Source organism: Arcanobacterium canis, from assembly GCF_029625435.1.
Lineage (GTDB): Bacteria > Actinomycetota > Actinomycetes > Actinomycetales > Actinomycetaceae > Arcanobacterium > Arcanobacterium canis.
Map to the genome: position 1 here is coordinate 20,387 of NZ_CP121208.1, position 22,927 is coordinate 43,313.

19 protein-coding genes and 1 tRNA gene are annotated in these 22,927 nt (G+C 56.3%); 5 read left to right on the top strand and 15 right to left on the bottom strand.

What is annotated here, in order from left to right; translation table 11 throughout:
- Positions 1–51 precede the first annotated feature (51 nt).
- The 5 genes from P7079_RS00100 to P7079_RS00120 are packed head-to-tail and all read right to left on the bottom strand — an operon-like array spanning position 52 to position 5,459.
- Positions 52–1,488: a peptidoglycan D,D-transpeptidase FtsI family protein gene (locus tag P7079_RS00100; protein WP_278012812.1), complete on the bottom strand. Its 1,437-nt coding sequence runs from the start codon at positions 1,486–1,488 to the stop codon at positions 52–54.
- Entirely contained in the window at positions 1,485–2,978 is a 1,494-nt protein-coding gene (locus P7079_RS00105; RefSeq protein ID WP_278012813.1) for an FtsW/RodA/SpoVE family cell cycle protein, read from the bottom strand. The genes P7079_RS00100 and P7079_RS00105 overlap by 4 nt, the downstream gene beginning before the upstream one ends.
- Positions 2,978–4,261 (bottom strand): protein phosphatase 2C domain-containing protein, encoded by a 1,284-nt coding sequence (locus tag P7079_RS00110; protein ID WP_278012814.1) that lies wholly within the window; start codon positions 4,259–4,261, stop codon positions 2,978–2,980. Before P7079_RS00110 ends, P7079_RS00105 begins: the two co-directional genes overlap by 1 nt.
- Positions 4,258–4,764 carry an FHA domain-containing protein FhaB/FipA gene (locus tag P7079_RS00115; RefSeq protein ID WP_278012815.1) on the bottom strand — a complete coding sequence of 169 codons (507 nt, stop codon included), beginning with the start codon at positions 4,762–4,764 and terminating at the stop codon, positions 4,258–4,260. Before P7079_RS00115 ends, P7079_RS00110 begins: the two co-directional genes overlap by 4 nt.
- A complete protein-coding gene (locus P7079_RS00120) occupies positions 4,761–5,459 on the bottom strand; it encodes an FHA domain-containing protein (RefSeq protein ID WP_278012816.1) in 699 nt (232 codons plus the stop codon). Before P7079_RS00120 ends, P7079_RS00115 begins: the two co-directional genes overlap by 4 nt.
- A 204-nt stretch (positions 5,460–5,663) precedes the next feature.
- Here P7079_RS00120 and P7079_RS00125 point away from each other — a divergent pair.
- The 3 genes from P7079_RS00125 to P7079_RS00135 all read left to right on the top strand — a co-directional run bounded on the left by P7079_RS00125 (position 5,664) and on the right by P7079_RS00135 (position 10,601).
- Positions 5,664–5,750: transfer RNA gene (locus tag P7079_RS00125), tRNA-Leu, on the top strand.
- Positions 5,751–6,231: 481 nt separating this feature from the next.
- Entirely contained in the window at positions 6,232–6,903 is a 672-nt protein-coding gene (locus P7079_RS00130; protein WP_278012817.1) for a hypothetical protein, read from the top strand.
- A 245-nt stretch (positions 6,904–7,148) separates the two neighbouring features.
- Positions 7,149–10,601 carry an endo-beta-N-acetylglucosaminidase gene (locus P7079_RS00135; RefSeq protein ID WP_278012818.1) on the top strand — a complete coding sequence of 1,151 codons (3,453 nt, stop codon included), beginning with the start codon at positions 7,149–7,151 and terminating at the stop codon, positions 10,599–10,601.
- Positions 10,602–10,656: 55 nt separating this feature from the next.
- Here P7079_RS00135 and P7079_RS00140 read toward each other — a convergent pair whose 3' ends face one another.
- The 6 genes from P7079_RS00140 to P7079_RS00165 form a co-directional block, all read right to left on the bottom strand.
- Positions 10,657–11,385: a hypothetical protein gene (locus P7079_RS00140; RefSeq protein ID WP_278012819.1), complete on the bottom strand. Its 729-nt coding sequence runs from the start codon at positions 11,383–11,385 to the stop codon at positions 10,657–10,659.
- 4 nt (positions 11,386–11,389) lie between these two features.
- Positions 11,390–12,205 (bottom strand): hypothetical protein, encoded by an 816-nt coding sequence (locus P7079_RS00145; protein ID WP_278012820.1) that lies wholly within the window; start codon positions 12,203–12,205, stop codon positions 11,390–11,392.
- A gap of 1 nt (position 12,206) precedes the next feature.
- Complete coding sequence (locus P7079_RS00150) at positions 12,207–13,076, bottom strand: ATP-binding cassette domain-containing protein (protein WP_278012821.1); 870 nt, start codon at positions 13,074–13,076, stop codon at positions 12,207–12,209.
- Entirely contained in the window at positions 13,073–13,441 is a 369-nt protein-coding gene (locus tag P7079_RS00155; protein WP_278012822.1) for a GntR family transcriptional regulator, read from the bottom strand. Before P7079_RS00155 ends, P7079_RS00150 begins: the two co-directional genes overlap by 4 nt.
- A 151-nt stretch (positions 13,442–13,592) precedes the next feature.
- A complete protein-coding gene (locus tag P7079_RS00160; RefSeq protein WP_278012823.1) occupies positions 13,593–14,342 on the bottom strand; it encodes a trimeric intracellular cation channel family protein in 750 nt (249 codons plus the stop codon).
- A 169-nt stretch (positions 14,343–14,511) separates the two neighbouring features.
- Positions 14,512–15,414 carry a macro domain-containing protein gene (locus tag P7079_RS00165; protein WP_278012824.1) on the bottom strand — a complete coding sequence of 301 codons (903 nt, stop codon included), beginning with the start codon at positions 15,412–15,414 and terminating at the stop codon, positions 14,512–14,514.
- A gap of 58 nt (positions 15,415–15,472) precedes the next feature.
- On the opposite strand from P7079_RS00165, the gene P7079_RS00170 reads away from it, so the two are divergent.
- Together P7079_RS00170 and P7079_RS00175 are read left to right on the top strand one after the other, a co-directional pair.
- The gene (locus tag P7079_RS00170) at positions 15,473–16,141 is read left to right on the top strand and encodes a ribonuclease H family protein (protein ID WP_278012825.1); all 669 of its coding nucleotides are present in this window, start codon (positions 15,473–15,475) and stop codon (positions 16,139–16,141) included.
- Positions 16,142–16,210: 69 nt separating this feature from the next.
- Complete coding sequence (locus P7079_RS00175) at positions 16,211–18,334, top strand: S9 family peptidase (RefSeq protein WP_278012826.1); 2,124 nt, start codon at positions 16,211–16,213, stop codon at positions 18,332–18,334.
- Positions 18,335–18,472: 138 nt separating this feature from the next.
- Here the strand turns inward: P7079_RS00175 and ahpF are convergent, their stop codons facing one another.
- From ahpF to P7079_RS00195, 4 genes are all read right to left on the bottom strand, one after another.
- A complete protein-coding gene (gene ahpF / locus P7079_RS00180) occupies positions 18,473–20,038 on the bottom strand; it encodes an alkyl hydroperoxide reductase subunit F (RefSeq protein ID WP_278012827.1) in 1,566 nt (521 codons plus the stop codon).
- Between the two features lie 142 nt (positions 20,039–20,180).
- Positions 20,181–20,744: an alkyl hydroperoxide reductase subunit C gene (gene ahpC, locus P7079_RS00185; RefSeq protein ID WP_278012828.1), complete on the bottom strand. Its 564-nt coding sequence runs from the start codon at positions 20,742–20,744 to the stop codon at positions 20,181–20,183.
- Between the two features lie 162 nt (positions 20,745–20,906).
- Positions 20,907–22,334 carry a 5'-methylthioadenosine/S-adenosylhomocysteine nucleosidase family protein gene (locus tag P7079_RS00190; RefSeq protein WP_278012829.1) on the bottom strand — a complete coding sequence of 476 codons (1,428 nt, stop codon included), beginning with the start codon at positions 22,332–22,334 and terminating at the stop codon, positions 20,907–20,909.
- Positions 22,331–22,816, bottom strand: coding sequence for an S-ribosylhomocysteine lyase (locus P7079_RS00195; RefSeq protein WP_278012830.1), 486 nt, complete (start codon positions 22,814–22,816; stop codon positions 22,331–22,333). The genes P7079_RS00190 and P7079_RS00195 overlap by 4 nt, the downstream gene beginning before the upstream one ends.
- Between the last annotated feature and the right edge of the window lie 111 nt (positions 22,817–22,927).

The window sequence follows — 22,927 nt, forward strand, 5'->3', positions numbered from 1 at the left end:
TAGGAATTGTGTCCGAGTGCCCGCTTTTCACGGTTGCAGTTCGGTTACGAATCATCGGGTCACCGCCTCGATCACTGCTGCAGCGATCGGACCAGCGGTACGTCCGCCGTCGCCGCCGTTTTCGACGAAGGCTGCAACCGCAACCTTTGGATGATCGGTTGCGTCGAAGCCGACGAACCAGGCATGTGGTTCGACCCCTGCTTTGATCTCAGCGGTTCCGGTTTTTCCAGCAACTTGGACTGATCGCAATGCAGCGCGCTTACCAGTGCCTTTATTGACGACGTCGATCATCATCTCACGCAATGCCTGCGCGGTTTGTGATGAGAAGGGCCGGGAAAACTCCGTGGGCGAGGTCGTTGAGATTGTGGCGAGATCGGAGGTCATCGTGCTTTCCACGAGGAAGGGTTTCATGAGGACGCCATCGTTTGCTACAGCTGCTGCCATCATCGCCATTTGGAGAGGGGAAACTTGGATGTCACGCTGGCCGATGGAATCCTGAGCCAGAGCGGCTTTGTCTTGCGGCTCCGGGAAGCGGCTTGGACGTACCCGAAGAGGAATGGACTGGCTCTTGCCGAAGCCAAGCGCCTGGGCCATTGCATTCATTTTGTCGTATCCGAAATCGTGTCCTGCCTTGGCGAATGTGGTGTTGCACGATTGGAGGAAGGCTTGACGTAGCGGGACTTGACCCGATCCGTCGCCACAGCGTTCTTCGCCGGGGTTCGAAATTGCCACACTTGTGCCCGTCGGCGTGTACTGATCAGGAGCAGGGACTAGGCTGTCAGGGCTGGCGCCATTTTCCAGCATCGTCGCTGCAGTGAGGATCTTGAAGCTTGAGCCGGGCGCATACAGATCGCCGCCGATTGCTCGGTTCAACAATGGCTTGCGGGCGTCGGCGTTGAGCTTTTTCCAGGCTTTTTGAGCATTCGCTTTCTTGTGTGTCGCCAACGAGTTGGGATCGAAGCTCGGGCGCGAAACGAGGGCCAAAATTCGGCCGGTTCCCGGTTCAAGAGCGACGACGGCGCCGCGTCGGTTACCCAGCGCGTCCCAGGCCGCTTTTTGAGCCTTTGGGTTAATCGTGAGCTCGACACCGCCACCTCTGGGTTGCTTGCCTGTGATGAGTTCGGAGATGCGTTGTGAAAGCAACGAATCGTCGGAGCCACCGAGGACCGAATTTTCTTCACGTTCGATTCCTGTCATCGCATTGAACGCAACTGAGAAGTAGCCGGTGATCGGTGCGTACAGCTCGCCGTCGGCATAGGTTCGCAGAAACTTGTACGGATCGGCTACCTGATCCGATCCGGCGATTGGTGTGCCGGCAACGACGATGGGGCCGCGGTCGGTTCCATACTCGCGATACAGCGTGCGCACGTTGCGTGAATCAGCATTGAGGGATGGAGCCCGGAAGAATTGGATGTAACTTGCTGCGGCCATCAGTGTGAAGAACATGATGACCACAACGGCTGTGAGCTTGCGAAGTGGGGGATTCACAGGCGAACCACCTCCGTCATTTGAGAGTTATCGTCGTCGGGGCTTTCGGCGTGTGCGTCAGGTGAGTCTGCAGTGTCGTTCTCACGCAGTTCCTCTGGGAGCTGGCCAGTGGAGATTGACGACAGTGGAGCTTGCGACGGGGTGAATGGACGGCGTGCATCGTCGGACATGCGCAGAAGTAGTCCAGCGATCATCCAGTTTGTCAGGAGCGACGAACCGCCCAGTGCCAGGAATGGCAAGGTCAGTCCCGTTAGTGGAATCACGCGGGTGATGCCGCCGACGACCACAAAAACCTGCAAGGCGATGACGAAACCCAGGCCCGTGGCGAGGAGCTTACCGAAGCCATCGTTGAGGTGGAGGCCAGCGTTGAATGCACGTGATACGAAGAGAAGGTAGAGGCACAAGATGGCTAACGTTCCAGCCAGTCCAAGTTCTTCACCGAAAGAGGAGAAAATGAAGTCGGAATTCGAGGCGTACACGAGGGTGGGGTAGCCGCGGCCGAGTCCAGCACCGAAGAGTCCGCCGTTCGCCATACCGAACCAGCCGTTGACCACTTGGCCTGAGCCGCCTACAGCGTTGTATAGCTCAGGATCCATTGCGTTCAGCCACACATTGAAGCGTGCGCGTACATGGGTGGCCATCTGGACGATGACCCAGATACCTCCGGCTGTCAGCACACCACCGATAGCGAGCCAACTCACTCGCTCGGTTGCCACATAGAGCATGGCAACGAACAAGCCAAAGAAGAGCAAGGCCATGCCAAAGTCTTTTTCCATTGCAAGCAAGGCCATGCAAGCGAGCCAACCAATGAGGAGGGGAAGGATATGACGCAGACGAGGTAGTTGAAGCCCAAGGATCTTCTTGCCAGCAAGTGAGAGATTGTCGCGTTGGGCCACCAAATAGCCAGCGAAGAAAACAGCAAGACAAATCTTGGCCAGTTCGGCTGGCTGGAAGGAGAAACCTGCCACACGAATCCACAGCCGCGCACCATTAATGGTGACGCCGATCCCGGGAACCATCGGCAGTAACAGCAGAATGAGTCCGGCGATTAAGGAGAGGTAGGTAAACTTTCGCAGTTTTCGGTGGTCGCGGATGATGGCGATTGTTCCCAGCATGAGGACTCCACCAACCACGCTCAGGAAAAGCTGGCCCTTGAGTTCCGCATGTCCGCCGCGAGCAACAAGAGAAAAATCAATTCGATGAATCATCACCAGGCCGAGTCCGTTGAGGAGCACAGCCACAGGAAGAATCAGCGGATCAGCCCAAGGTGCAAGGAAGCGAACTCCGAGGTGAAGCGCCAGTACAGCAATTGTGGCCACCACAGTAACCACCACAAAATTCGGTGGGAAAACTTCTGCTGAGGTTGCCCCTCCGTTCACTCCCACATGCACGAGCACCCAGGCCATGAGAACGGCGATGAGAGCGAGTGCGAGGAGGAAAAGTTCAGTTCCGCGCCCTTTTTGAGGGACGCGCGAGGTAACGATGCTCATCAGTTACCTCCGTTCGTCGGTGTGGCCGAAGACGACGGAATCGGTTGCCCGCTAGGTGTCGATGTCGGGGATGCGCTCGGATGCGGCGACGGCTCAACGCGTTGCTTCGCGAGATCTTCTACCGCCTTTTGTGCATCTTCGAGAGACGAACGGGTGATCGGGCTTGCAAGCAAACGCTGTCGGGCAACCTCAGTCAGATCGTTGACAGAGATGTCGGTGGTCGAGTGTAGCGAAGCGAATTCAATTGACCCGAGGTGCTGAGGAATGCCCTGGAAAATAGCAACTTTTCCATTGTTTTCAGCAACGAAATATTGGGTCTGCGTCCATGTATAGGCCCCGAAAAGCCCCACTGCAATCAGGCCGATGATTGCGAAGATTGCTGCGATCTTGGGCCAGAGTGTCCGCCGGCCTGGCATACCCTCGGGATCGTCGTCGGCAATATCGTTATGCTTAGTCAGCGCGGCTGCACGGCCAGCGGCTCCACGCCCAAGCCGTGAGGGCCGACGTCGGTCGGCTGCGGCAGACCCCACCACGAGCGGCCCACGATCGTACGGATGATCCGACGACGGCAATACTTGCGCGACGACGACGGTGACGTTGTCCGGGGCGCCAGCAGCGAGAGCTAAATCGATAAGCTGAGCACCGGCGTCTTCGATCTCAGGGGTGGCGAGTACTTGTGCGATCGTCTCATTCGACACGACGCCGAATAAGCCGTCCGAACAAAGCAACCAGCGGTCCCCAACAACGGCTTCGCGGATTGATTCGTCAAGCTCAAGAGGCTCGGGCGAATCACCGATATTGCGCATGATGACGTTGCGCTTGGGATGGTGTGCGGCTTCTTCTTCGGTGAGCTGACCGTGATCAACCAGGTATTGGACTAGCGTGTGATCGCGTGTGACCTGGGTGAGTTTTCCGTCGCGGAGGAGGTAGGCGCGAGAATCGCCGATGTGAACCATGGCCAACTTATTTGAGGTTCGTAAAATAGCGATACATGTGGTCCCGAGGCCTTCGAGTTCCCTTTTTTCATGTGCGCGCTCGATCAAATCTTCGTGTGCCTCCGCTAGCGCACGACGAAGGAGAGGCAGGAGTTCGTCGGCTTGATGGGTGTCATCGATTTCAGCTAAATGTGCGATGGTCACCGAGGAGGCGATATCTCCGCCGGCGGCGCCGCCCATGCCATCGGCAAGAACCAGCAGATTGGTGGAGGCATAGCCGGCATCTTGGTTTGATTTTCGGACCAACCCGATGTCAGAAAAAGCCGCGTACTTGAACTGGACACTCATTGAGCCAGCTCCATCGTGGTTTTGCCGATGGTCACACGTGTGCCCGGGCGCAAAGGGACTGGAGCATAGATGCGCTCAGTTCCGACCCAGGTGCCGTTTGTGGAGCTCAGATCCTCAATCCACCACTGGCCGTTCTCGTTGTAGAAACGAGCGTGGCGCGAAGAGGCGAAACCGTCGTCGAGAACGAGGGCAGAGTCGGGTGAGCGACCCACGGTAATCGACGCCGATCCGAGTGGAAGAGTCGTGCCAGTGAGCGGGCCAGCGACGACGACGAGGCGCGGACGGGCGGCGACGGAGCCGGCAGGCGTCAGCGGCGTTTCACGGTGCTGTGCCCGGCGTGCGCGAGCGGCCGCTTTTCGATCAGCGAAGGAGCCTCGCTGGCCGCGGTCGGAAACGCGGGTTCCAAAGACGTCGGCACGAATTGTCTGCAAGACGAGCAGGACAAAGAGCCAGAGCAGTGCAAGGAACCCGAAGCGAAGAACAGTGAAAAGGATCGCGCTCATAGCGCCTCCGGGGAAGTCCAAAACATGATTTTTGTACGTCCAAGGGTGATTGTATTCCCGTCAACCAAAGTGGCGGCGGTGATCCGATGCCCTTCGACAAATGATCCGTTGGTGGTGTTCAAATCAGTGGCAATCACACCACTGGGGGTGATCTTGAGTTCGAGGTGGCGGCGCGAAACACCCGAATCATTGACCACAATGTCAGCACTCGATCCACGTCCCAACACAGTCACCTGGCCAGTGAGGACGTAGCGTTCGCCCGCGACGTCGATCACCGGGTTTTCAGGTGACGCGTCAGTTGTGGTCGCAGGTGCTGCAGCGCCGCGGCGGGAGGAACCGTGTACGGAGATTTTGCCCTTGGGAAGCTGCGTAGACGAGGCAAATTTGACACGGACGGGGCCGAGGAATGTGTAGCGCTGTTCGCGTGCATGTGCGATCGCTGCGCTCGCGAGCTCAGCTCGCAGGGAATCTTCGCCCCAGTCAGTGAGTTTTTCGCAGTCTTCACCCGAGAGAGTGACGATGAAGTCGTTTGGAGCGATCACACGATCGCGACTCATCGTGGCAGAGCGGTCGTCCATGCACTTCTTGACCCCGCTCACCAGCTCAACCGGCTTCAACTCGGTACGAAAAGCTCGTGAGAACACGCTCTCGACAGCGCTTTCAACTTTGCGTTCGAGCCTCTCAAATGCGCCCATGAACCGCTCCTCGTTAACGAAAATAAAACTTATCCGATATAACACTACTTGTTTCGCGTGCGTGGGTCACTCACCTTAGAGGTTGAGGTGGTTCTCAGGGGGTGTGGCACTGTGAATTTTATGTGCGCCACGTCACCGGCTGCGCTAGAGAGTGGGGTTTGCACCGATGGAGACCGGGCAGTATCATGTTTGTTTGTTACTCTTGCTCGAGTGGCGGAATTGGTAGACGCGCACGGTTCAGGTCCGTGTGGTGGCAACACTGTGGGGGTTCAAGTCCCCCCTCGAGCACCAATGGAAACCCCGATATCTTCAACGAGATACCGGGGTCTTTTTTGTTTTTTGGTCAGGCAGAGCGGCGTGTAAAGATTTGCGCCTTGAGGTCTGGGTCGGCCCACAATATTCATACGTGAAACCGACAAGAAACACCGTGGCGGGATCTGGTGCGTGGATTTTCTGACAGGTGGATGGGGTTATACGAATTTGCTGTTTGTCTAGGGCTTAAGTCGGAGTGAAAAGACCGGGAGTAACTCTCGCTATACCATGAATTGTAGGGGCCGTCCATCTACGGTGGGACACAAGTCCCAGCCTTAAGTCCTAGAGAGTATTTTTGTGACGACACAACGCCCTAAAAATGTCCTCAACTATTCTCATCGTCGAGAATCCGGGTGTACTGTGCTAGTTGGACGCGCACCGCAGTCGGGAGATCGTCGGGGTGTGACGTTACAGACTCGTATGAATCCGCAAGGGTTGTTCAAGAAAGGAGCTACGTTCCGTGGCTACTCAGGTTTACAAGACGCTGTCGAAGGTTGTCGGTATCATCCTCGTTCTCGTCGGCATCGGCGCGCTCATTGGTGGCATGTTCGCCAACTCCTTCATTAAGCAACAGCTAAGCGATCAGCACATCATGTTCCCGCCGACGGAGGCGATCAAGGCCCAGGTGGAAGCTGGCAGGCTGACCCAGGCTGATGCTGACGCTGTATCCCAGTATGCTGGCCAGCGCCTCGAAAATGGCGACCAGGCCAAGGTATGGTCCGATAACTTCGTGCTCGCTCACATGCGCGGTGCTGCAAAGGCGGCTGGTGTCCCTGAAGATCAGGCGACCTACGCTGGCATTGGTGACCTCGTTACTGCTGCGCAAAAGGAACTCACAGCCAAGGTGAAGGCTGACAACCCGACCGCCGACGAGAAGACCGTCAAGGCTCTCGTGGGCAAGGAAATGGCAAACCCGCAGTCGAAATACCCGGAGGCCGTAAAGGCTGGTCAGCTCCAGAAGCTTCGTATCGACACCTTCCTCAACGGCAACACCATTCGTGGAATGCTGCTCAACGCTTATGGCTGGGGTCTGGTTGGCAAGATCGCTAACATCGCCGGCATCGGTCTGATCGTGGTGGGCATCCTCCTTGCTGCTTGGGGTTTTGTTCCTTCCAAGAAGAAGAACGCATGATTCCTGTGTGAGGTTATCTAAAACACATTGCACAAAAGTGCCGGGACTTATTAAGTCCCGGCACTTTTGTGTCTGTACTTTGTTGTGGTTTCCCCGACGTCGTTGGTGATCTCAGTCACTGCAAATGAGTGTTTAACATCGATGTAAGCATTTTCGCAAGGTTACGATACTGTTTGTGTTTGACTTAACCGTTTTAGTTTGGTGTGCTGAAAATGCCATGTCATTCGATGAAGAAAGGACAAGGTATGGCAAAGCAATCAACCTCCCGTCGGGGCGGCCGCCGTGCCCTCGCCATTTCGGCGACTGCGGCTCTGACCTTGACTGCGTTTGCTGCACAGGCGAATGCTGCGGATTCCGTATATCCACAAGGAGAATATGCAGTGCGCTCCGCGCAACCAATCAATCAGGGGCACAGACTTCAAGATGTGCGTGACTGGAGCCCTGAGACCGATCCGTATGCACAATTCATGCGAGCAGACATTCCGCTCCAGCCGCGAATCGGGCACAATTCAGCTACTCAGGCTGATCCGAAGCTCGATGGTAAATCTCAGATCATGCTCATGCAGGGCGATTACGGAAACTCCTTCTTTGAGAATTTCCGTGCGAACAACGATGCTAATGAGCATACCCTCCAGTTTTGGCAGTATGCAGATTACTGGAGCCCCTGGCATGGTTCTGCCTCTTTGACAACTCCCAAGAGCCTCTACGATCCCAAATCGAGCGATTGGCGCAAGCGTGGTTTTGAATTCGGAATTGTTGATATTCCGAATCCTGCATGGACTAATGCTGCCCATCGAAACGGCGTGAAATCTATCGCCACCATCTACTTTGATCCGGCTTTCCGCCCGGCATTGACTCTCGAAGAAGCTTTCGAACCGGGTAACAAGGGCTATATCGTGGCTCAAAAGTTGATCGAAATGGCGAAATTCTACGGCTATGACGGCTACTTCCTCAATGACGAAGAAACAAATTTTGGTGAGCAGAAGCTTAAGCCATTCATGAAGCAGCTGACTGATGCGGGTCTGTACACCCAGTGGTACACCAATACTGGATCACAGTGGGACTCGGTTAAAGCTGAATGGACTGGCAAGGGTGCCAAGAAGGTCATGGATTCAGTCTTCTTGAACTACGGGTGGGATGAGAGCTCGGCTAAAACAATTTTGGGACAAATCGCTCAGGCAAAGGATGATCCTTTCGCTCAAGCATTTTTCGGTGTTGAGGCTAATCAGGCGAAGTTCCAAAATCTGCATCCCACAGCCAAGGGTATTCGTGGACTCTACGTCGATAAAGAGAAAAACCATTCGCCGCGCGCCTCTATCGCTCTTTTCACCCCCTCAGATTTCTATCAACGCGATGTTCTTGACGCAAACGATGGCCCGAAGATGAACCCTCTATTCCAGCAGGCGCCGTTTCAGTGGGTCGTCGATGGTCGCCAGCGCCTGTACTTCTCAGGCCCAACAATGAATCCGGCGTCGGCTGAATATGACGCGAAGACAAGCTACCCCGACTTGAACGCCAACGACATTACATGGCCCGGCGTCGCCGACTTCGTTCCTGCGCGGTCGGTCATCTCGGGATCCACGTTTGCCACCAATTTCTCCATCGGCAAGGGTCTGTCTTGGTGGAACGGCGGAAAGGTAACGAACTCTTCCGAGTGGTCGAATATGGATTCCCAGGCACTGCTTCCTTCGTGGCAGTGGTGGACGACGGGCGGCGGCAAACTCACCGCTGACTGGGACATGGGCAAGAATGAAAAGCGCAGCACTTTCGCTGGCAAGCCAGCAACAATTCCATTTGCAGCGCAAGGTGCCTACGAGGGTGGCAACTCGCTGGCAATCCATGGTGATACCGCGAACGACACTGTGTTGAACCTCTTCAAGACGGATCTTTCTGTCAAGAAAGGATCAGCCCTTGAGCTGACTTTCAAAAAGGTTTCCGCCGACGCCGCCCCCGCCAGTGTCGTCCTGACGCTCAAGGGCGAGAAGGAACCGGTTATTCTTCCGCTTGATTCCTCGAAGAAGGCTGGCGAGTGGACTACTGCCAAGCTGAGCTTGAAGGATTTTGCTGGCAAGACGGTGACATCGATTGGTCTGAAATTTGGCGAGGCCAAGGGCTATCAGCTCAATCTCGGTAAACTCGCCGTCACCGACGGGCGTACAGCACCAGCAGCGCCCACCGGCGTCGAGATTCGCGGTGTATACGATGACGGTCAGCTCGTCCTTGGCTGGGACAAGGCCAAGTACGGCGATGTGGTGAATTACCGCGTCAGCGCTGTCACCGCCAAGGGCACGAGCCATCTCTTCGACGGGTTCACCGATCTGGCATACATCAAGGATGCGCCCAACCGCGGCAAGGTGACCTACCAGGTACAAGCTGTTGGTAAAGATGGTCAGCTTTCGGCTCCCACACCCGTGGTCTTTAACGGCACTGGGTTGCCGACGAAACTCACGGTTGACACCACCACATCAAAGATCAACGATCTGACATTCGCAGCGAAGCCGCGTGAAGTGACTGTTCACTGGGAAGGTGCCGACGCCGGAAAGTGTACGGCGATTGCACATCTCCAAAACCGCAGTGCAGACAAGCTCAACACGTTCTCAACTACTGTGGACTGTGCCAAAGGGGTAGCGACAATTCCTGTTCCGTTCCTTGAGGGCTACACTGCAGATGTGACCGTGGTACCGCAGGGTAAGACGATCGGATACACCACTCGCGTCAATACCCATGATGGACTCGCAGCGCCAATGCCTGCGTCTGACCTGGTCATCAAGGAGAACGGCGAATACCGCTTTAAGAACCCCACCACGCGTGACTGGTACAAGCTTGTGGTGAGCTTCAAGCCGGAAGGCGGAGAAGCCAAGGTATTACGTCAGCACGTGCGTGGCGGGACAATTCGTACTGTCGGTGGTGCGGATGCAACGACAGAGGACATCACCGTTTTCCGTGCGCTCCCAGCAGCAACCGGAACGGTGATCGCTGAGCTCACGGACTATGCCGGTAATACCACCACACAGGAATTCACGATCAAGGATTATAAGGTCACCGGCATGACCCCTGGCCCTGAGGCTGAGCCTGTGCTGTCCGACTTCATTGATGTTCATTACCCACCAATTGACGTCACCGCCGGCGGAAAGGCACAGACTAGCGCTCCGACGTCGGCGACTGGACGCGCACTTCCGAAGGGAACAACGTTTACTAGCAAAGACCTGCCCGCATTCCTCTCCTTGGCGAAGGACGGGACGCTGAGCGCGAAGGTCGCCGGTGACACGAAGCTTGCTTCGGGAAGTTACGAGGCAACGATTGTAGTCACCTTCCCGGACAAGTCCGAGAAAACCATTAAGGTGCAGGTGAAGCTGACGGTGCCGAAGGCAGTAGACCCGGCTCCGACCACTCCGGCTGACCCGACACCGACTGCTCCCGCGGACCCGACACCGACGGCGAAGCCTGAGCCGAGCCCAACCGCGTCGGCGACTACGGTTCCGTGGACGAAGTTGACTCCAGCCACCCCACAGAAGTCCAATCAGGGACATAAGCCGGGAACGGTGAAGCCAACGCAGCCTGATTCATCTCAGGATTCTCAGGCTCCATCGGGCGAACTTTCTCGTACCGGTGCGTCCTCGGGTGCGATGGCGCTGGCAGGGCTGGTTGCTGTGATTGCAGGCGCTGTACTGGTTGTTCGCAAACGTCAGATGAACTAGCAAAATAGGGTAAAGGTGAGGCGTTGGGAATTTCCAACGCCTCACCTTTAGTCTGCTAATTGCGCCGAATAGGCATTTTTCGGTTGATCGCCCACGTCAGGAAGAACATCACCAGGGTGAATGCGAAGAACAATACCGCCCAGGAGCCGGGAAGAGAGAATATTTCTTCTCCCCAGATTCCCAGTGGGCCGTGGTCGAAACTCCACTGTGCATGACCCGTGCGAAGGTAGGAGAGGAAGATTCCCAGAGCAATGATTGCTGAGAGAATGACCTGGACGATCAGACCTCCAATGATCACCTGGCGCAAACGCCAACGAGCAAAAACGATTCCGAGGAAAATTCCAGCGCTCGATGACGCAGCCAGAGCGGTGACATTAAACGCCAGTGTCGCGAGGGAGACGCCCTTGAGTGTGACGCTTTCGATAAACCACGCGCCTGCCCACATCACACCGATCAAGCCCCATACCAGTGCCATGACGAGAAGAAATGAGCACACAATGAAACGGAAGTTTTCGCTTCGTGTTGCTCCAGCGGCAACACTAGCTCGCGTGCCATAGACAAAGATTGCGGCTATAGCAGCACCATATCCAATCAGACTTGTCAGAAAGCGGCTCAGGCCGATCCACAAGTACGAATGCGATCCAACCTCTTCGATCCATGGCATTCCCTCATTCGATTCTGCTCCGAAGACCACCCGGACAGTGAGCAACACCGCCACCAGGAAGACGCTAGCGAAAGCTGAAGTTTGAACGATTTGGCGTCCATACGCGGAGAAAAGTTTCATGACGTCACTTCCTTTTCACGCGCATCCGGCTCATCACACACCATGTCCCCAGAGCTGGGATCACGGCAAGCAACGCAGCGCGCTCGGTTTCTGCAATCGCAGGATTTGCCAATGTGATGAAGTCACGAAGATTAACGAGCCAGCTCGCAAGTGCTGCGCCGATAGGGGACGTGAGGACCCCAAAGGAGATGGAAAGCAACAACCACAGACCAAGAATAGTGAAGATCAGTGTTGCTCCGCCGTAGCGCAGGTAGAAAACGCTCATGAGGATCATCCATGCAAAGAACACTAGGTGCCACAGTGGAATATAGAGGTACATCCACAGTGAGGATCCGAGAACTACGCGATCATCGAGGATGTCACCGACCATGAGGAGAGCACCAGATACTGCAGAGTGAATTGCGGCCACCGCCACTGCCGTCGCAAGGGTGGACAGTGCGAGTGAACGGCGAGTGACACCTGCTCCGAGGCGTCCTTTGATACGCTCGCTCACCGTGATACCGAATCCGAGGGAGAAAATATAGAGCAGATTCGCCATCCCTGCCATGAGGTTCCACGGGCCACCGAGTGTCACCGTCGGAATACTGAACTCGGGATTGGACACGTCGGTTCCCGCCGGAATCGCGCTGGTGTCTACCGTCGTGGACGGATAGGCGTGGATCATGCCGAATTCGGATGAACCGAATATGACTGATGGTGAGGTGTCGAAGGAGCCGTTGAGGAGGCGATAAGTCAGGAGTGCCCCCGCTGTGAGTAGGAGAAAGAGTGGGAGAGTCCAGAGCATCGGCCGAAGATCGGCCTTGATGAGTGAGCGTTGCATTCTAGGCCTCCTGATGAGGAATTGATGACTGGGAATCGAGTTGCCCAAGTACCTCGGTGCCAGAAACGCGCCGCGTAATATGAGCCAGAATCGAAGTCAGATCGGGCACGCCGTTGTCCACTGACATGAGGCGTGCGTAAGAGGAACGAACGTCGTCGGCGGTTCCTTCGGCCGCGAGCTGCCCATTTTCGACGATCCACACGTCCTCGATGAGATGCTCGATTTCGTTGACATTATGAGAGGAAATGATGATTGTGCGCGGATGGGCGATGAAGTCCTGGAGAAGGACGTCGTAGAAATCGCGGCGCAATACCGCGTCCATGCCTAGGTGGACTTCGTCAAAGATGGTCAGCGGAGCGCGTGATGCAATTCCGAGCGCAGCTGACAGAGCGCTCTGCTGTCCACGTGAGAGCTGGTTGGGGCGTTTTGTGAGCGAAATTTCCCATGCGTTCAGCAGACCTTCAGCAAGCTGGCGATTGAACGTCGGTCGAACCGTGTCCCATAAGGCCAAGGTTCGCGTAATTTTGAGGTTCTCATAGAGGGGAGTCGAATCGCTGACCAGGGCAACCTGGGGCATGACCTTCGAGTTCTCCCAGATGTCTTGCCCATCGAGCGTGATTTTACCTCGGAAAGGAATCTGGGCAGCCATCGCCATAGCAAGCGTTGATTTTCCACTTCCGTTGCGCCCGAGCAGGCCAGTGATGACATGTGGTCGTAGACGTGCGTTCATCCCTTTAATTGCTTCGAAGTGCCCATAGCGTACATGAACATCATGAAGCACGACGCCGGTGGCATTGTGTGTGTCCGAGGGATGGTGTTGCGTCATGGCGTCGTTGCCGCTGATCGGCGCGAGCTCATCTGAGTGTGTCATTGTTCCTCCAGGATCGTGCGCGTGAGAGTGATGATTTCTTCCGGGGTGAATCCGTATGCCAGGCCCGTGCGAATGGCTGGTTCAAGGTGTTCGGTGCGGAAGTTTTGGCGTCCTTGTGCGCGTAAAATTTCGGGCGCATCGGCTGAAACGAACATGCCAATTCCGCGCTGTTTGTACACCAATCTCTCAGCAGTGAGGGCCGAAAATGCCTTATTCGCAGTGGCCGGATTGATTCGGTATGTGGTGGCGTACTGAGTCGTTGACATCAGTTGATCGCCGGGAACGAGTTCGCCAGCGACAATTTTTCGTCGAATATCTTCCGCAATTTGCACATAGATTGGGGTCGATGAGTCGAAGTTCAGCATTCACACCTCCTCTCCTTATTTGGTTAGTTACATAACTAATTAACCACTGAAGTTAAGGAGGTGTCAAGTTGCGAAGTCTTGTGAGGATTTTTAGTAAAAAAGATCGACGCTACGAGCGATAGAAACGAGGGGAAGCGTGGATCAATGACCGTTATTCTTTGTCACGCAGGATGCGGTGAGCGTCAGGGTTCGCCCCGCCGTCTCGACGTCGGCGCACGCCGCGCGCTCGTTCCATCGACTTCACGCGCAAGGCTTTGAGTTTTTCTGAACGTAAATGCGCACTCAGATCCATCGCCTTGATGGGAAGCATCCAGTGATAGCGACGAGCGAGCAAGCCGAAGATCAAACAGATGGAGATGGCCAACCCCATCCCTATTTCATACATTCCGTGGCTCTGGAAAAACACCATCAGCCCAGCTGCAATCACAGAGAAAGTGGCATACAAGGGGTTGGAACCGAACACGGCGGGTCTGCGACCAACCATCACGTCACGGTAGATTCCACCCATCACTGCGGTGATTGTCCCCAAGAAAATCGACGGCACCGGGTTCAATCCGGCCATCATGCCTTTCGCGGCACCTGTCGCCGACCAACAGCCGAGCACTCCGACGTCGGCGATTGCAAGTAAGCGCCGCGCCCACCGTCCGTCGAGCGGGACTAAGTAGGCAAAAATTGAGGCGCCGATTGCACCCCACAAGTACCACGGATCAGTCAGAGCGACGGGAAAATCAGTACCGAGAAGAGCATCGCGCGTCATGCCGCCACCCAGCGCGGTAACGATACCCAGCGTAAGGAAACCGAACATGTCGAAGCTGAGCGAGCGTGCCAAGGTTGCGCCGATCAGGCCGTTGGCTAGCACACCAGCGACGTCAACAATGCGGAACAGTGTTTCTGGATCCACGCTCTCCTCCTTGCAGGTCATTAAGATGACGCACCCTCCTCCCGACGTCGGGGGCGTGCGTCCGTTGTCACTGTAGCGCGCGTTAGGCGCACCTCTCACACCCTAGTAGATAAGGAAAATGGCCGGCAATTGGCCGGCCATTTTCCTTGAGATGATGGATCGCGTCAGATCAGTCCTCAACCCAGCGATCGAGTGCGTGCTGGTATGCCTCGGAATCGTGATCGCCGCGCACGAGCAGTGCAACAAGCTCAACCTTGCCGCTGTGCTCATCGAACCAATTGTCAACAGCCTTCAGTGCAACCTGAGCCGACTCCTCAAGCGAGAAGCCTCCCATTCCGGTGCCGATTGCCGGGAATGCAACAGACTTGATGTCCTTCACCTGTGCTGCCAGGTTCAGGCAGGCGGTGTAGGTGTCGTAGAGTTCCTTGAGGCGATCTTCATGGTTACCACCGCTGGCCTTCGGCGAGACGGTGTGGATCACGTACTTAGCTGGGAGGCGGTAGCCGCGAGTAATGACAGCTTCACCCAGCGGAAGCTCCTCAATGCCCGTTATTTCCTTGATCTTCTTCAGATCGGACTTGATCCAGGGGCCGCCCTGCGTCTGAATTTCCGAATCGATGCAGTGATCGAAGGGGAGCGGACAGCCGGACAGATCTGGCATCGCCGACGTCACGATAGCATCGACGACGATCTGCTCGGAATCGCCGCGGTAGAGCACCACGGAGTCGGCGTGCGTGTAATCGGAATCAGGATTTAAATCGATCACGCGGCGCAGGCTCTTGACTTCGATACGGCCATGACGGCCCATGCGACGCCACAACAGCGTGTCGATAGCGCGCGAGGTAATCGGATCGAGATCGCCAGCAGGACGCTCGGCGAGTTCGGTCTTGAGCCACAGATCGAGGCCAGCATCGGTAGAGAGGTTTGCCGACGTGCCGCCGGTGTACTTCTTGTCCTTCAGACCAGCCAGAGCGGTCAAAAGGAGATCATGTGTGGAGCGGTCATCTGTTTCGGCCGCAGGTACCGGCGTGTCGAGCTTAATTGCTTCGCGGTAATCAGAGAGTTTCAACATTATTTCCCTTTCACAGAGCTACATCTAGATTACCCAACTGGTGCCGTAGTCTAAAGCTATGACATCTGGTTTTGACATTGATGAGTTTTTATTCGGCACCCCTTCCCGAAAGAACGACGCTGAAGTTCCGACTAACGTCCCGTCTGACGCTCCCAACAGTGGCGTCGATGAGGTGCGCATCACCGACAGTAGCGACAGCGAGGCGACAGCTCCCAACGCCGTTGTCGGTGACACAGTGACGCCAATGAAAACAGGCCGCAGTGACGCGCCTGTTGGACGTCCCAAGACTGGGTTTGACCTCGTTATCGCAACTGATGGTTCGTGCTCTGGTAACCCTGGGCCAGGTGGCTGGGCTTATGTAGAACAGTTGACTGGGCAGTGGGCAAGCGGCGGCGCACACGCAACCACCAACAACATTATGGAGCTGACCGCGCTGGTGGCTGCTCTCGAATTTGCCGGCCCGGATCGCGACCTTCTGTTGCGTATCGATTCGCAGTACGTCATTAATTCGGTCACCAAGTGGGCGAAAGGGTGGCGTAAGAGGGGGTGGAAGAAAGCCGACGGTAAGCCGGTAGCAAACCGTGAACTCATTGAACGTGCGCTCGAACTGTATGAAGGGCGCAGTGGGAAAACTGAAGTGGAGTGGGTGCGCGGCCACGCGGGTGATGCGGGCAATGAGCTCGTGGACTCACTTGCCGTGGAGCAGACCCAGATACACTCGCACTGAGCGATTTACTGGACCAGAGTCGTAGTGAGCGTGGTTCTCAAGAAACGTGGTGTCGCTTAGACTGGGGGAATGACACATACAGCACCACGGGCCGAGAAGCGCCCGATTGAACGGACATTCCACGGCGACACCGTTGTGGATCACTACGAATGGTTGCGAGGCGACGAGGCTGCGGCTCGTGCCCTCGTCGAACAGGAGAACGAATGGTTCGCTGAGCGTACTGCGCATCTTGCGGGCCTGGAAAAGAAAATCGTCGGTGAAATCGCCGCGCGCACGAAGGAAGCTGATGTGACGGTTCCCGTGCGCAAAGGTGACTACTGGTATTGGACTCGCACATTCGAAGGGAAGTCGTACCCTGCGTTTTCCCGTGCGCGTGCTATCGGGAGCGAGCGCCCCGATCCAGACACCATTGGTGATGCCGAGCAGGTGATCTACGACGCCAATGTGCTCGCGCAGCCGCATGAGTTCTTCTCCATTGGAGGGCAGGCTATCTCGCCTAATGGTGAGCTTCTTGCGCTCGCGGTGGATGTGGCGGGAAATGAGGAATTTGCGCTGACGATCTCGCGTATTGACACCGGTGAAGTTGTGGATTCATCGCTGTCGAAGGTTGTGTATGGACTGGCTTTTTCCCCAGATTCCAGTCGTATCTACTACACGCGTGCAGATTCGGCGTGGCGTTCTTACCAGATTTGGGAGCACGTGATCGGTGAAGATCCGGAAACTGACCGCCTCATTTATCAGGAAGATGACGAGAATTTCTCCGTATTGATGTGGGAATCGCGTGACGGTGAGTGGCTCATCATCCACTCGGCATCGACCACCACCTCCGAGGTGCGGCTCATGCCTATCACCGACGCCGGAGCTGAGCCTTTCGTGGTGTCTGAGCGTCGTGCGGGGCTCGATTACACGGCGGATGTCGCCGGTGATCAGCTCTTGATCTGGCATAACCTCACCAACGTGGGTTTCGAGGTGTCCAGCGCTCCGATCGGAGCCTCGGTTCCTGAAAGCTGGAAGACTGTGATGTCTGCGGCCAAGGGGGAACGTATCGTTGAAGTTGCCGCATTCGCAGGCTTCGCCGTGGTGTTGCTCCGCTCTGCTGGCTCGACCACGTTGCGCGTGCTGCGTAGGATCGACGTGCAAGGAACGGACGAAAGCGGAGCACCGGCGTTGTCGGGTTGGAGCGAGCCGGAGGCAATCAACGCTCCGGAGTTGTCCACAATTGATCTGGGAGCGAACCCGGAGTGGAATGCACAGTCGGTGCTCTTCATGACCGAGTCCCTGCTTGATCCGGCCACGGCGAACGAGTGGGACGCCGCGACCGGTGAGGTACGCACGCTCAAGGTGCTCGACGTGCCAGGTTATGACCGTTCCAAGTATGTCCAGGTGCGCGAGTGGGCCACCGCCGAAGATGGTACGAAGATCCCGATGACGGTGGTTTACCGAGCTGACCTTGAACGCGATGGCTCGAACCCCGGTTTCATTTATGGCTACGGCTCCTATGAAATCTCGATCGATCCGTTCTTCGCGGCGGATCGTTTACCGATTTTTGATCGCGGGATCGTCTATGCCATTGCGCATGTCCGTGGTGGCGGCGAGATGGGGCGCGAATGGTACGAGAACGGCAAGTTCGACAAGAAGAAGAACACGTTTAGCGACTTCGTGGCTGCAGCACATCACCTGTTTGACACCGGCCTGGTGGACCCAAGACGTCTAGCGGCCGAGGGCAGCAGCGCTGGTGGTCTGCTGATGGGTGCGGTCACGAACCTAGCGCCGGAGACTTTCCGCGTGGTTCACGCTGGTGTGCCATTCGTCGATGCACTCAACACAATCCTCAAGCCTGAACTTCCCCTGACCGTGGGCGAGTGGGAAGAGTGGGGTAACCCAGTGGAGTCGGAGCACATCTACCGTTATATGAAGGAGTACTCGCCATACGAGAACGTGCGCGAAGGTGAGCTTTATCCAGCGATCCTGGCAACAACGTCGATCAACGACGTGCGTGTGTCCTACCTTGAGCCAATGAAGTGGGTGCAGGTTCTGCGCGACAACGTCACCAACGACGAGGTGACGCGTCCAATCCTTTTGCTGACCGAAACTGTTGCTGGTCACGGTGGCGGTTCAGGCCGGTACAAGAAGTGGGAAGATCGTGGGCGCGAGCTGGCGTTTATCTTCGATCAACTTGGTGTGACCGAGTGATGTGTAGAGCACGTTAACACTGAGGCACTAACTACCTGGACTAAAACTCGTCCACTTGATGAGGTGGGGCTGGCTGCGTTTGCAGCCAGCCCCACCTTTGATGATCTGTATCCCAGACGAGGGTGTATCTGGCCCGCGTTACAGCCGGATCAAGCGATCCCATGCCGACAGCGCGGCCGTAGCTCCGGAACCGGAAGCGATGACGATCTGCTTAAATGTGGTGTCCGAGCAATCGCCAGCAGCATAGATTCCCGCCACGCTCGTGGCGCCCTTGCCATCTGTCGCGATTTCACGTTTGGCATTGAGTTCCACCACGCCGTCGAGCCACTCGGTGTTCGGTAGCAAGCCGATCTGCACAAACACGCCCGACAGATCCACAGACTTTTTCTCACCAGTAGCCCGATCCGTGTAAGTCAAGCCAGTCACCTGCGTGCCGTCACCGAGCACTTCGGTGGTCTGAGCATTCGTGATGACTGCAGTGTTCTTCAGCGCGGCGAGCGAGTCCATGAGAACATCGTCGGCACGGCACTTGTCTGCAAACTCGAAAACGGTCACGTGCGAAGCGTGAACAGAGAGATCGATCGCAGCCTCGATACCTGAGTTCCCGCCGCCAATCACGGCCACTTTCTTATCCTTGAAAAGTGGGCCGTCGCAATGCGGGCAGAACGTGACGCCCTTGTTGCGGTATTCCTCTTCGCCCGGCACTCCCATCAGACGCCAGCGCGCACCGGTAGCGACGACGACGGTGCGAGCCTTGAGTGCGCCGTCGCCGAAGTGGACGGTGTGCAGCTCGCCCTCTGCCGACGCCGGAGTGAGACCGGTTGCGGTTGAGGCAGGGTAGACATCGATCGCATAGTGCTTGACGTGCTCTTCGAGCTGCGCGGAGAGCTTCGGACCTTCGGTGTAGGTCTGCGAAATGAAGTTTTCGACTGCGAGCGTGTCGTTCATCTGTCCACCGAAACGTTCACCAGTGATTGCTGTGCGCAGACCCTTACGGGCGAAATAAATTGCCGCAGCTGCGCCAGCTGGGCCTTGCCCCACAACAAGGGCGTCATAAGGCTCGGCAGAATTCATCTTTTCAGCCGTACGATCAGCAGCCCCGGCATCCAGACGAGCCACGAACTCTTCGATCGTGGTGCGGCCCTGGCCGAACTCTTCACCGTTGAGGTAGATCGTTGGCACCGAAAGAATATTCTTCGCGTTGACTTCATCCTGGAAGAGCGAACCTTCAACAGCTGTGTGCTTAATGCGCGGGTTGATCACGCTCATTGTGTTCAGGGCCTGAACAACAGTTGGGCAGTTTTGGCAGGTGAGCGACATGTAGGTGACGAACTCAAAATCGCCTTCAAGGCCAGCCACGGCATCGATGAGTTCTTGTTCTTCCTTGATCGGATTTCCGCCCACCTGCAGAAGTGCAAGAACGAGCGAAGAAAACTCGTGTCCCATCGGAATTCCAGCGAACTGGACGGCAATGTCCGTACCTGCGCGGCGGATGGTGAAGCCGGGTTTACGCTCGTTGGCTGAGTCGTCGCGCATGTATTCGACGTTGTCGCTCAGCGCGGCGATGTCCTGGAGCAGCAGTTCGAGATCTTCCGACGCGGGGCGTTCGTCAAGCGACGCCACCAGTTCTACTTTCTCGGTGATGCGCCCAGTGAGCTGCATAAGTGACGCGGTCAAGTTCTCGTCTAGTAATTTCTTGGCCATCGAAGCCTCCTCAAAGCATGATGTGGTTGTTGTGGTACCAAAGCTGGTGTGTTGAGGCGTCGCAGAAACGCCCCTGAAGGGAGTTCACTACCGACGGTAGCCCTTCAGGGGCGTTCCAGAACGCCGATGTGATGCGTGGTGATCAGATCTTGCCAACCAGATCGATGCCGGGGGTCAGAGTTGCTTCGCCCTCTTCCCACTTTGCCGGGCAAACCTCGCCTGGATGTGCTGCGATGTATTGAGCGGCCTTGATCTTACGCAGGAGCTCATCAGCGGAACGGCCAATACCTTCAGCGGTCTGCTCGATGTACTGAATCACGCCGTCAGGATCGATGAGGTAGGTGGCGCGGTCAGCCTGGGCGCCGCCTTCACGCAGGGTGTCAAAGTTGGTGGCGAGCTGGCCATTCGAATCACCGAGCATGAAGTACTTGACCTTGCCGACTTCCTCGGAATCGTCGTGCCACGCCTTGTGGACGAAGTGCGAATCAGTGGAAACAGAGAAGACTTCGACGCCCATTTCCTGGAGCTGATCGTAGTGATCTGCGAGATCGCCGAGCTCAGTGGGGCAAACGAAGGTGAAATCGCCGGGGTAGAAGAAGAAAACGGCCCATTTGCCGAGAACATCCTTTTCTGTCACTTCTACGAATTCGCCGTTGTGGTAAGCCTGCGTGCTGAACGGCAAAATGGAGGTGTTAATCAGAGACATAGCGCCCTTTCTTTCCGAGTGGATCCGAATCGGGAATCCAATACTTGAATGGTTCAAGAAAAGTCTATCTCTCCGAGTGCGTAACCGCAAAGAAAATCTTTCAAAGTGCTGCACATTCTCTATGGAGAGTGTGCTCCAACCATGTCGATGTGCGGGGGCTGACTAGCGCCTCATGGCTGCGCCGAGCGCCGCCTTCCACGAACCGAACCGCTGGCGGATCGCGGCTCCTGAGGGGAGTTCGCCTTTCTTCTCGTTCTTTTCCAACCACGTTTTGTAGCCGACGAAGGATGCAGACGTACCCGAGTGAGCGGCATCGATCATATAGGCGCGAATCGCGTAGATGTAATCATCTTGGCTGAACTTCAACCCACCACGAGCGCGCCCACGCCTCGGCTCCAAGCCGATTGCGGCCAGCGCATCGTTCCAGTATCCGTTGAACCGCTTGATAATCGTTTGTGACGTCGGAGGCCACAAGAAACCACCCTCGCCCCCGTCTTGCAAGGCAATGAACTGCGAGCGGTGGTGGTCGTATTCCTTGGCAGTGAGAGTTGCCTGAGGATCGGTTTGAGTTAGTCGCGCACCCGCCGCAACAAGCCCAATGACATGCTCGATCGCTTCATCACTCAAGCCCTCAAGGTGGTCGGTGATCTCATCGTGAACCGCGTCGGACACATCCTCGGTTGGTATCGGTTCGCAGTTATTCGCCGAAGCAAGCATCAAGAACATTGCTGCCATCAACGAGCGCTGGCCGAAGTGCTTCGCCGGCCCATGGTTTGAGCGCGCAGTTTCAAGGATCCCGCCGCGGTAGAGGAACTCCAGTGCCAAAATGGCCGCCGACGTCGCAACCTCGCTGAGCTCGGCGTGGAAGGACACCGACTGGTCATCCGGCTTGCCGCACAGATCAGAAATACCGCGAACCGAAAGGAACGGAATCCCGAAGCGATACGCGGTTTGAGCAGCAGCGTGACTTTCCATATCTGCGCTCAACGCATGTGGGAAGACCTCCCGCCTATTTTCGACGTTACGCTCGGTAACAAACGCATCAGAAGACAGCATCTGACCGATGCGAACATCCTGCGGACAAATTGTGTGGTTCAGTGCAGACTCATGCTCACTGGAGAACACCGAAACTGCCTCTGACCACCGAACTGGTTGCCCCGACGTCGATAGCTCCTCGAGGAGTGACAGAGCGCCGTCGAGAAGGGCTGCGTCGCCGGTGAAAACCTCCGGCTGGCCCGGAACTTGTCCGGGAGCGTAACCGAAGGCGGTGCCATCTGCCCCGCCGTTGATATACGTTTCGCCGACGATGACCTGGCCAACGCGAGCATCTGCTGCAAGGCCACCTGTTGAGCCGATCGAAATGATGGCACGCGGCTGATACTTCGCCAGTGCCCACCCAAGAGCACTGGCACATGCTGCCATGCCAATTCCCGTCACCATCGTGACGATATCGGAGCGGCCGCGGTGGAACGCCACTACCTTCGCTGCCGAATTTTCGACCTCGGTACGCTTGGACTGAGCGAGAAGTTCGTGCATCGGTGCCATTTCTTCAGGCATGGCAGAGATGATGAGAGCATTGATCGGAATCATGAGGCGGCTCCTTTGCCAGCATCAGTAGTCAGGACCTGTTCCCACTCGGAGCGCTTGGACAGCATGGCTGTGACGGCGTCTTTGGCACCCTTGAGCGAGTGGTGGGCACCCCACCCACACTGTACTTCGTTGGCAGCGGGGACGGCGTCGGCAGTGAGGATGTCGTGGAAAGTTGTCTCGACTAATTCGGCTGTTGACGTCACATCCGGTTCGCCGCTGAGCATGAGGTAGAAGCCTGTTTGGCACCCCATCGGGGAAAAATCGACGACGTTTGACGCGTGGTTTCGCGAAAATTCAGCGAACATGTGCTCAATGGAATGGACAGCGTCCATCTCTAAATGTTCGGAATTTGGCTGGCAGAAACGCACATCATACTTTGTCAGTACGCTGCCCTCGCTCAGGCGCTTGACGTCTGCCACACGAATGTAAGGAGCACAAACGTAACGGTGATCGAGGTTGAACGATTCCACATTAAGTTTCATGTTGTGCTCCCATACTGGTTCCATTAAACAGCTATAGCTTCAGGTTACACGTCCTTGTGAACCCGCGGGGAGTGTCACGACCCGCATGGACACCTTCGCGCGCGTAACGGA

Bases quoted from the DNA above. Each gene is read 5' to 3' on its own strand.
- P7079_RS00115 (WP_278012815.1), bottom strand. From the start codon at position 4,764: ATGAGCGCGATCCTTTTCACTGTTCTTCGCTTCGGGTTCCTTGCACTG.
- P7079_RS00120 (WP_278012816.1), bottom strand. From the start codon at position 5,459: ATGGGCGCATTTGAGAGGCTCGAACGCAAAGTTGAAAGCGCTGTCGAG.
- P7079_RS00110 (WP_278012814.1), bottom strand. From the start codon at position 4,261: ATGAGTGTCCAGTTCAAGTACGCGGCTTTTTCTGACATCGGGTTGGTC.
- P7079_RS00170 (WP_278012825.1), top strand. From the start codon at position 15,473: ATGACATCTGGTTTTGACATTGATGAGTTTTTATTCGGCACCCCTTCC.
- ahpF (WP_278012827.1), bottom strand. From the start codon at position 20,038: ATGGCCAAGAAATTACTAGACGAGAACTTGACCGCGTCACTTATGCAG.
- P7079_RS00140 (WP_278012819.1), bottom strand. From the start codon at position 11,385: ATGAAACTTTTCTCCGCGTATGGACGCCAAATCGTTCAAACTTCAGCT.
- P7079_RS00195 (WP_278012830.1), bottom strand. From the start codon at position 22,816: ATGAAACTTAATGTGGAATCGTTCAACCTCGATCACCGTTACGTTTGT.
- P7079_RS00190 (WP_278012829.1), bottom strand. From the start codon at position 22,334: ATGATTCCGATCAATGCTCTCATCATCTCTGCCATGCCTGAAGAAATG.
- ahpC (WP_278012828.1), bottom strand. From the start codon at position 20,744: ATGTCTCTGATTAACACCTCCATTTTGCCGTTCAGCACGCAGGCTTAC.
- P7079_RS00175 (WP_278012826.1), top strand. From the start codon at position 16,211: ATGACACATACAGCACCACGGGCCGAGAAGCGCCCGATTGAACGGACA.
- P7079_RS00165 (WP_278012824.1), bottom strand. From the start codon at position 15,414: ATGTTGAAACTCTCTGATTACCGCGAAGCAATTAAGCTCGACACGCCG.
- P7079_RS00155 (WP_278012822.1), bottom strand. From the start codon at position 13,441: ATGCTGAACTTCGACTCATCGACCCCAATCTATGTGCAAATTGCGGAA.
- P7079_RS00150 (WP_278012821.1), bottom strand. From the start codon at position 13,076: ATGACACACTCAGATGAGCTCGCGCCGATCAGCGGCAACGACGCCATG.
- P7079_RS00105 (WP_278012813.1), bottom strand. From the start codon at position 2,978: ATGAGCATCGTTACCTCGCGCGTCCCTCAAAAAGGGCGCGGAACTGAA.
- P7079_RS00145 (WP_278012820.1), bottom strand. From the start codon at position 12,205: ATGCAACGCTCACTCATCAAGGCCGATCTTCGGCCGATGCTCTGGACT.
- P7079_RS00135 (WP_278012818.1), top strand. From the start codon at position 7,149: ATGGCAAAGCAATCAACCTCCCGTCGGGGCGGCCGCCGTGCCCTCGCC.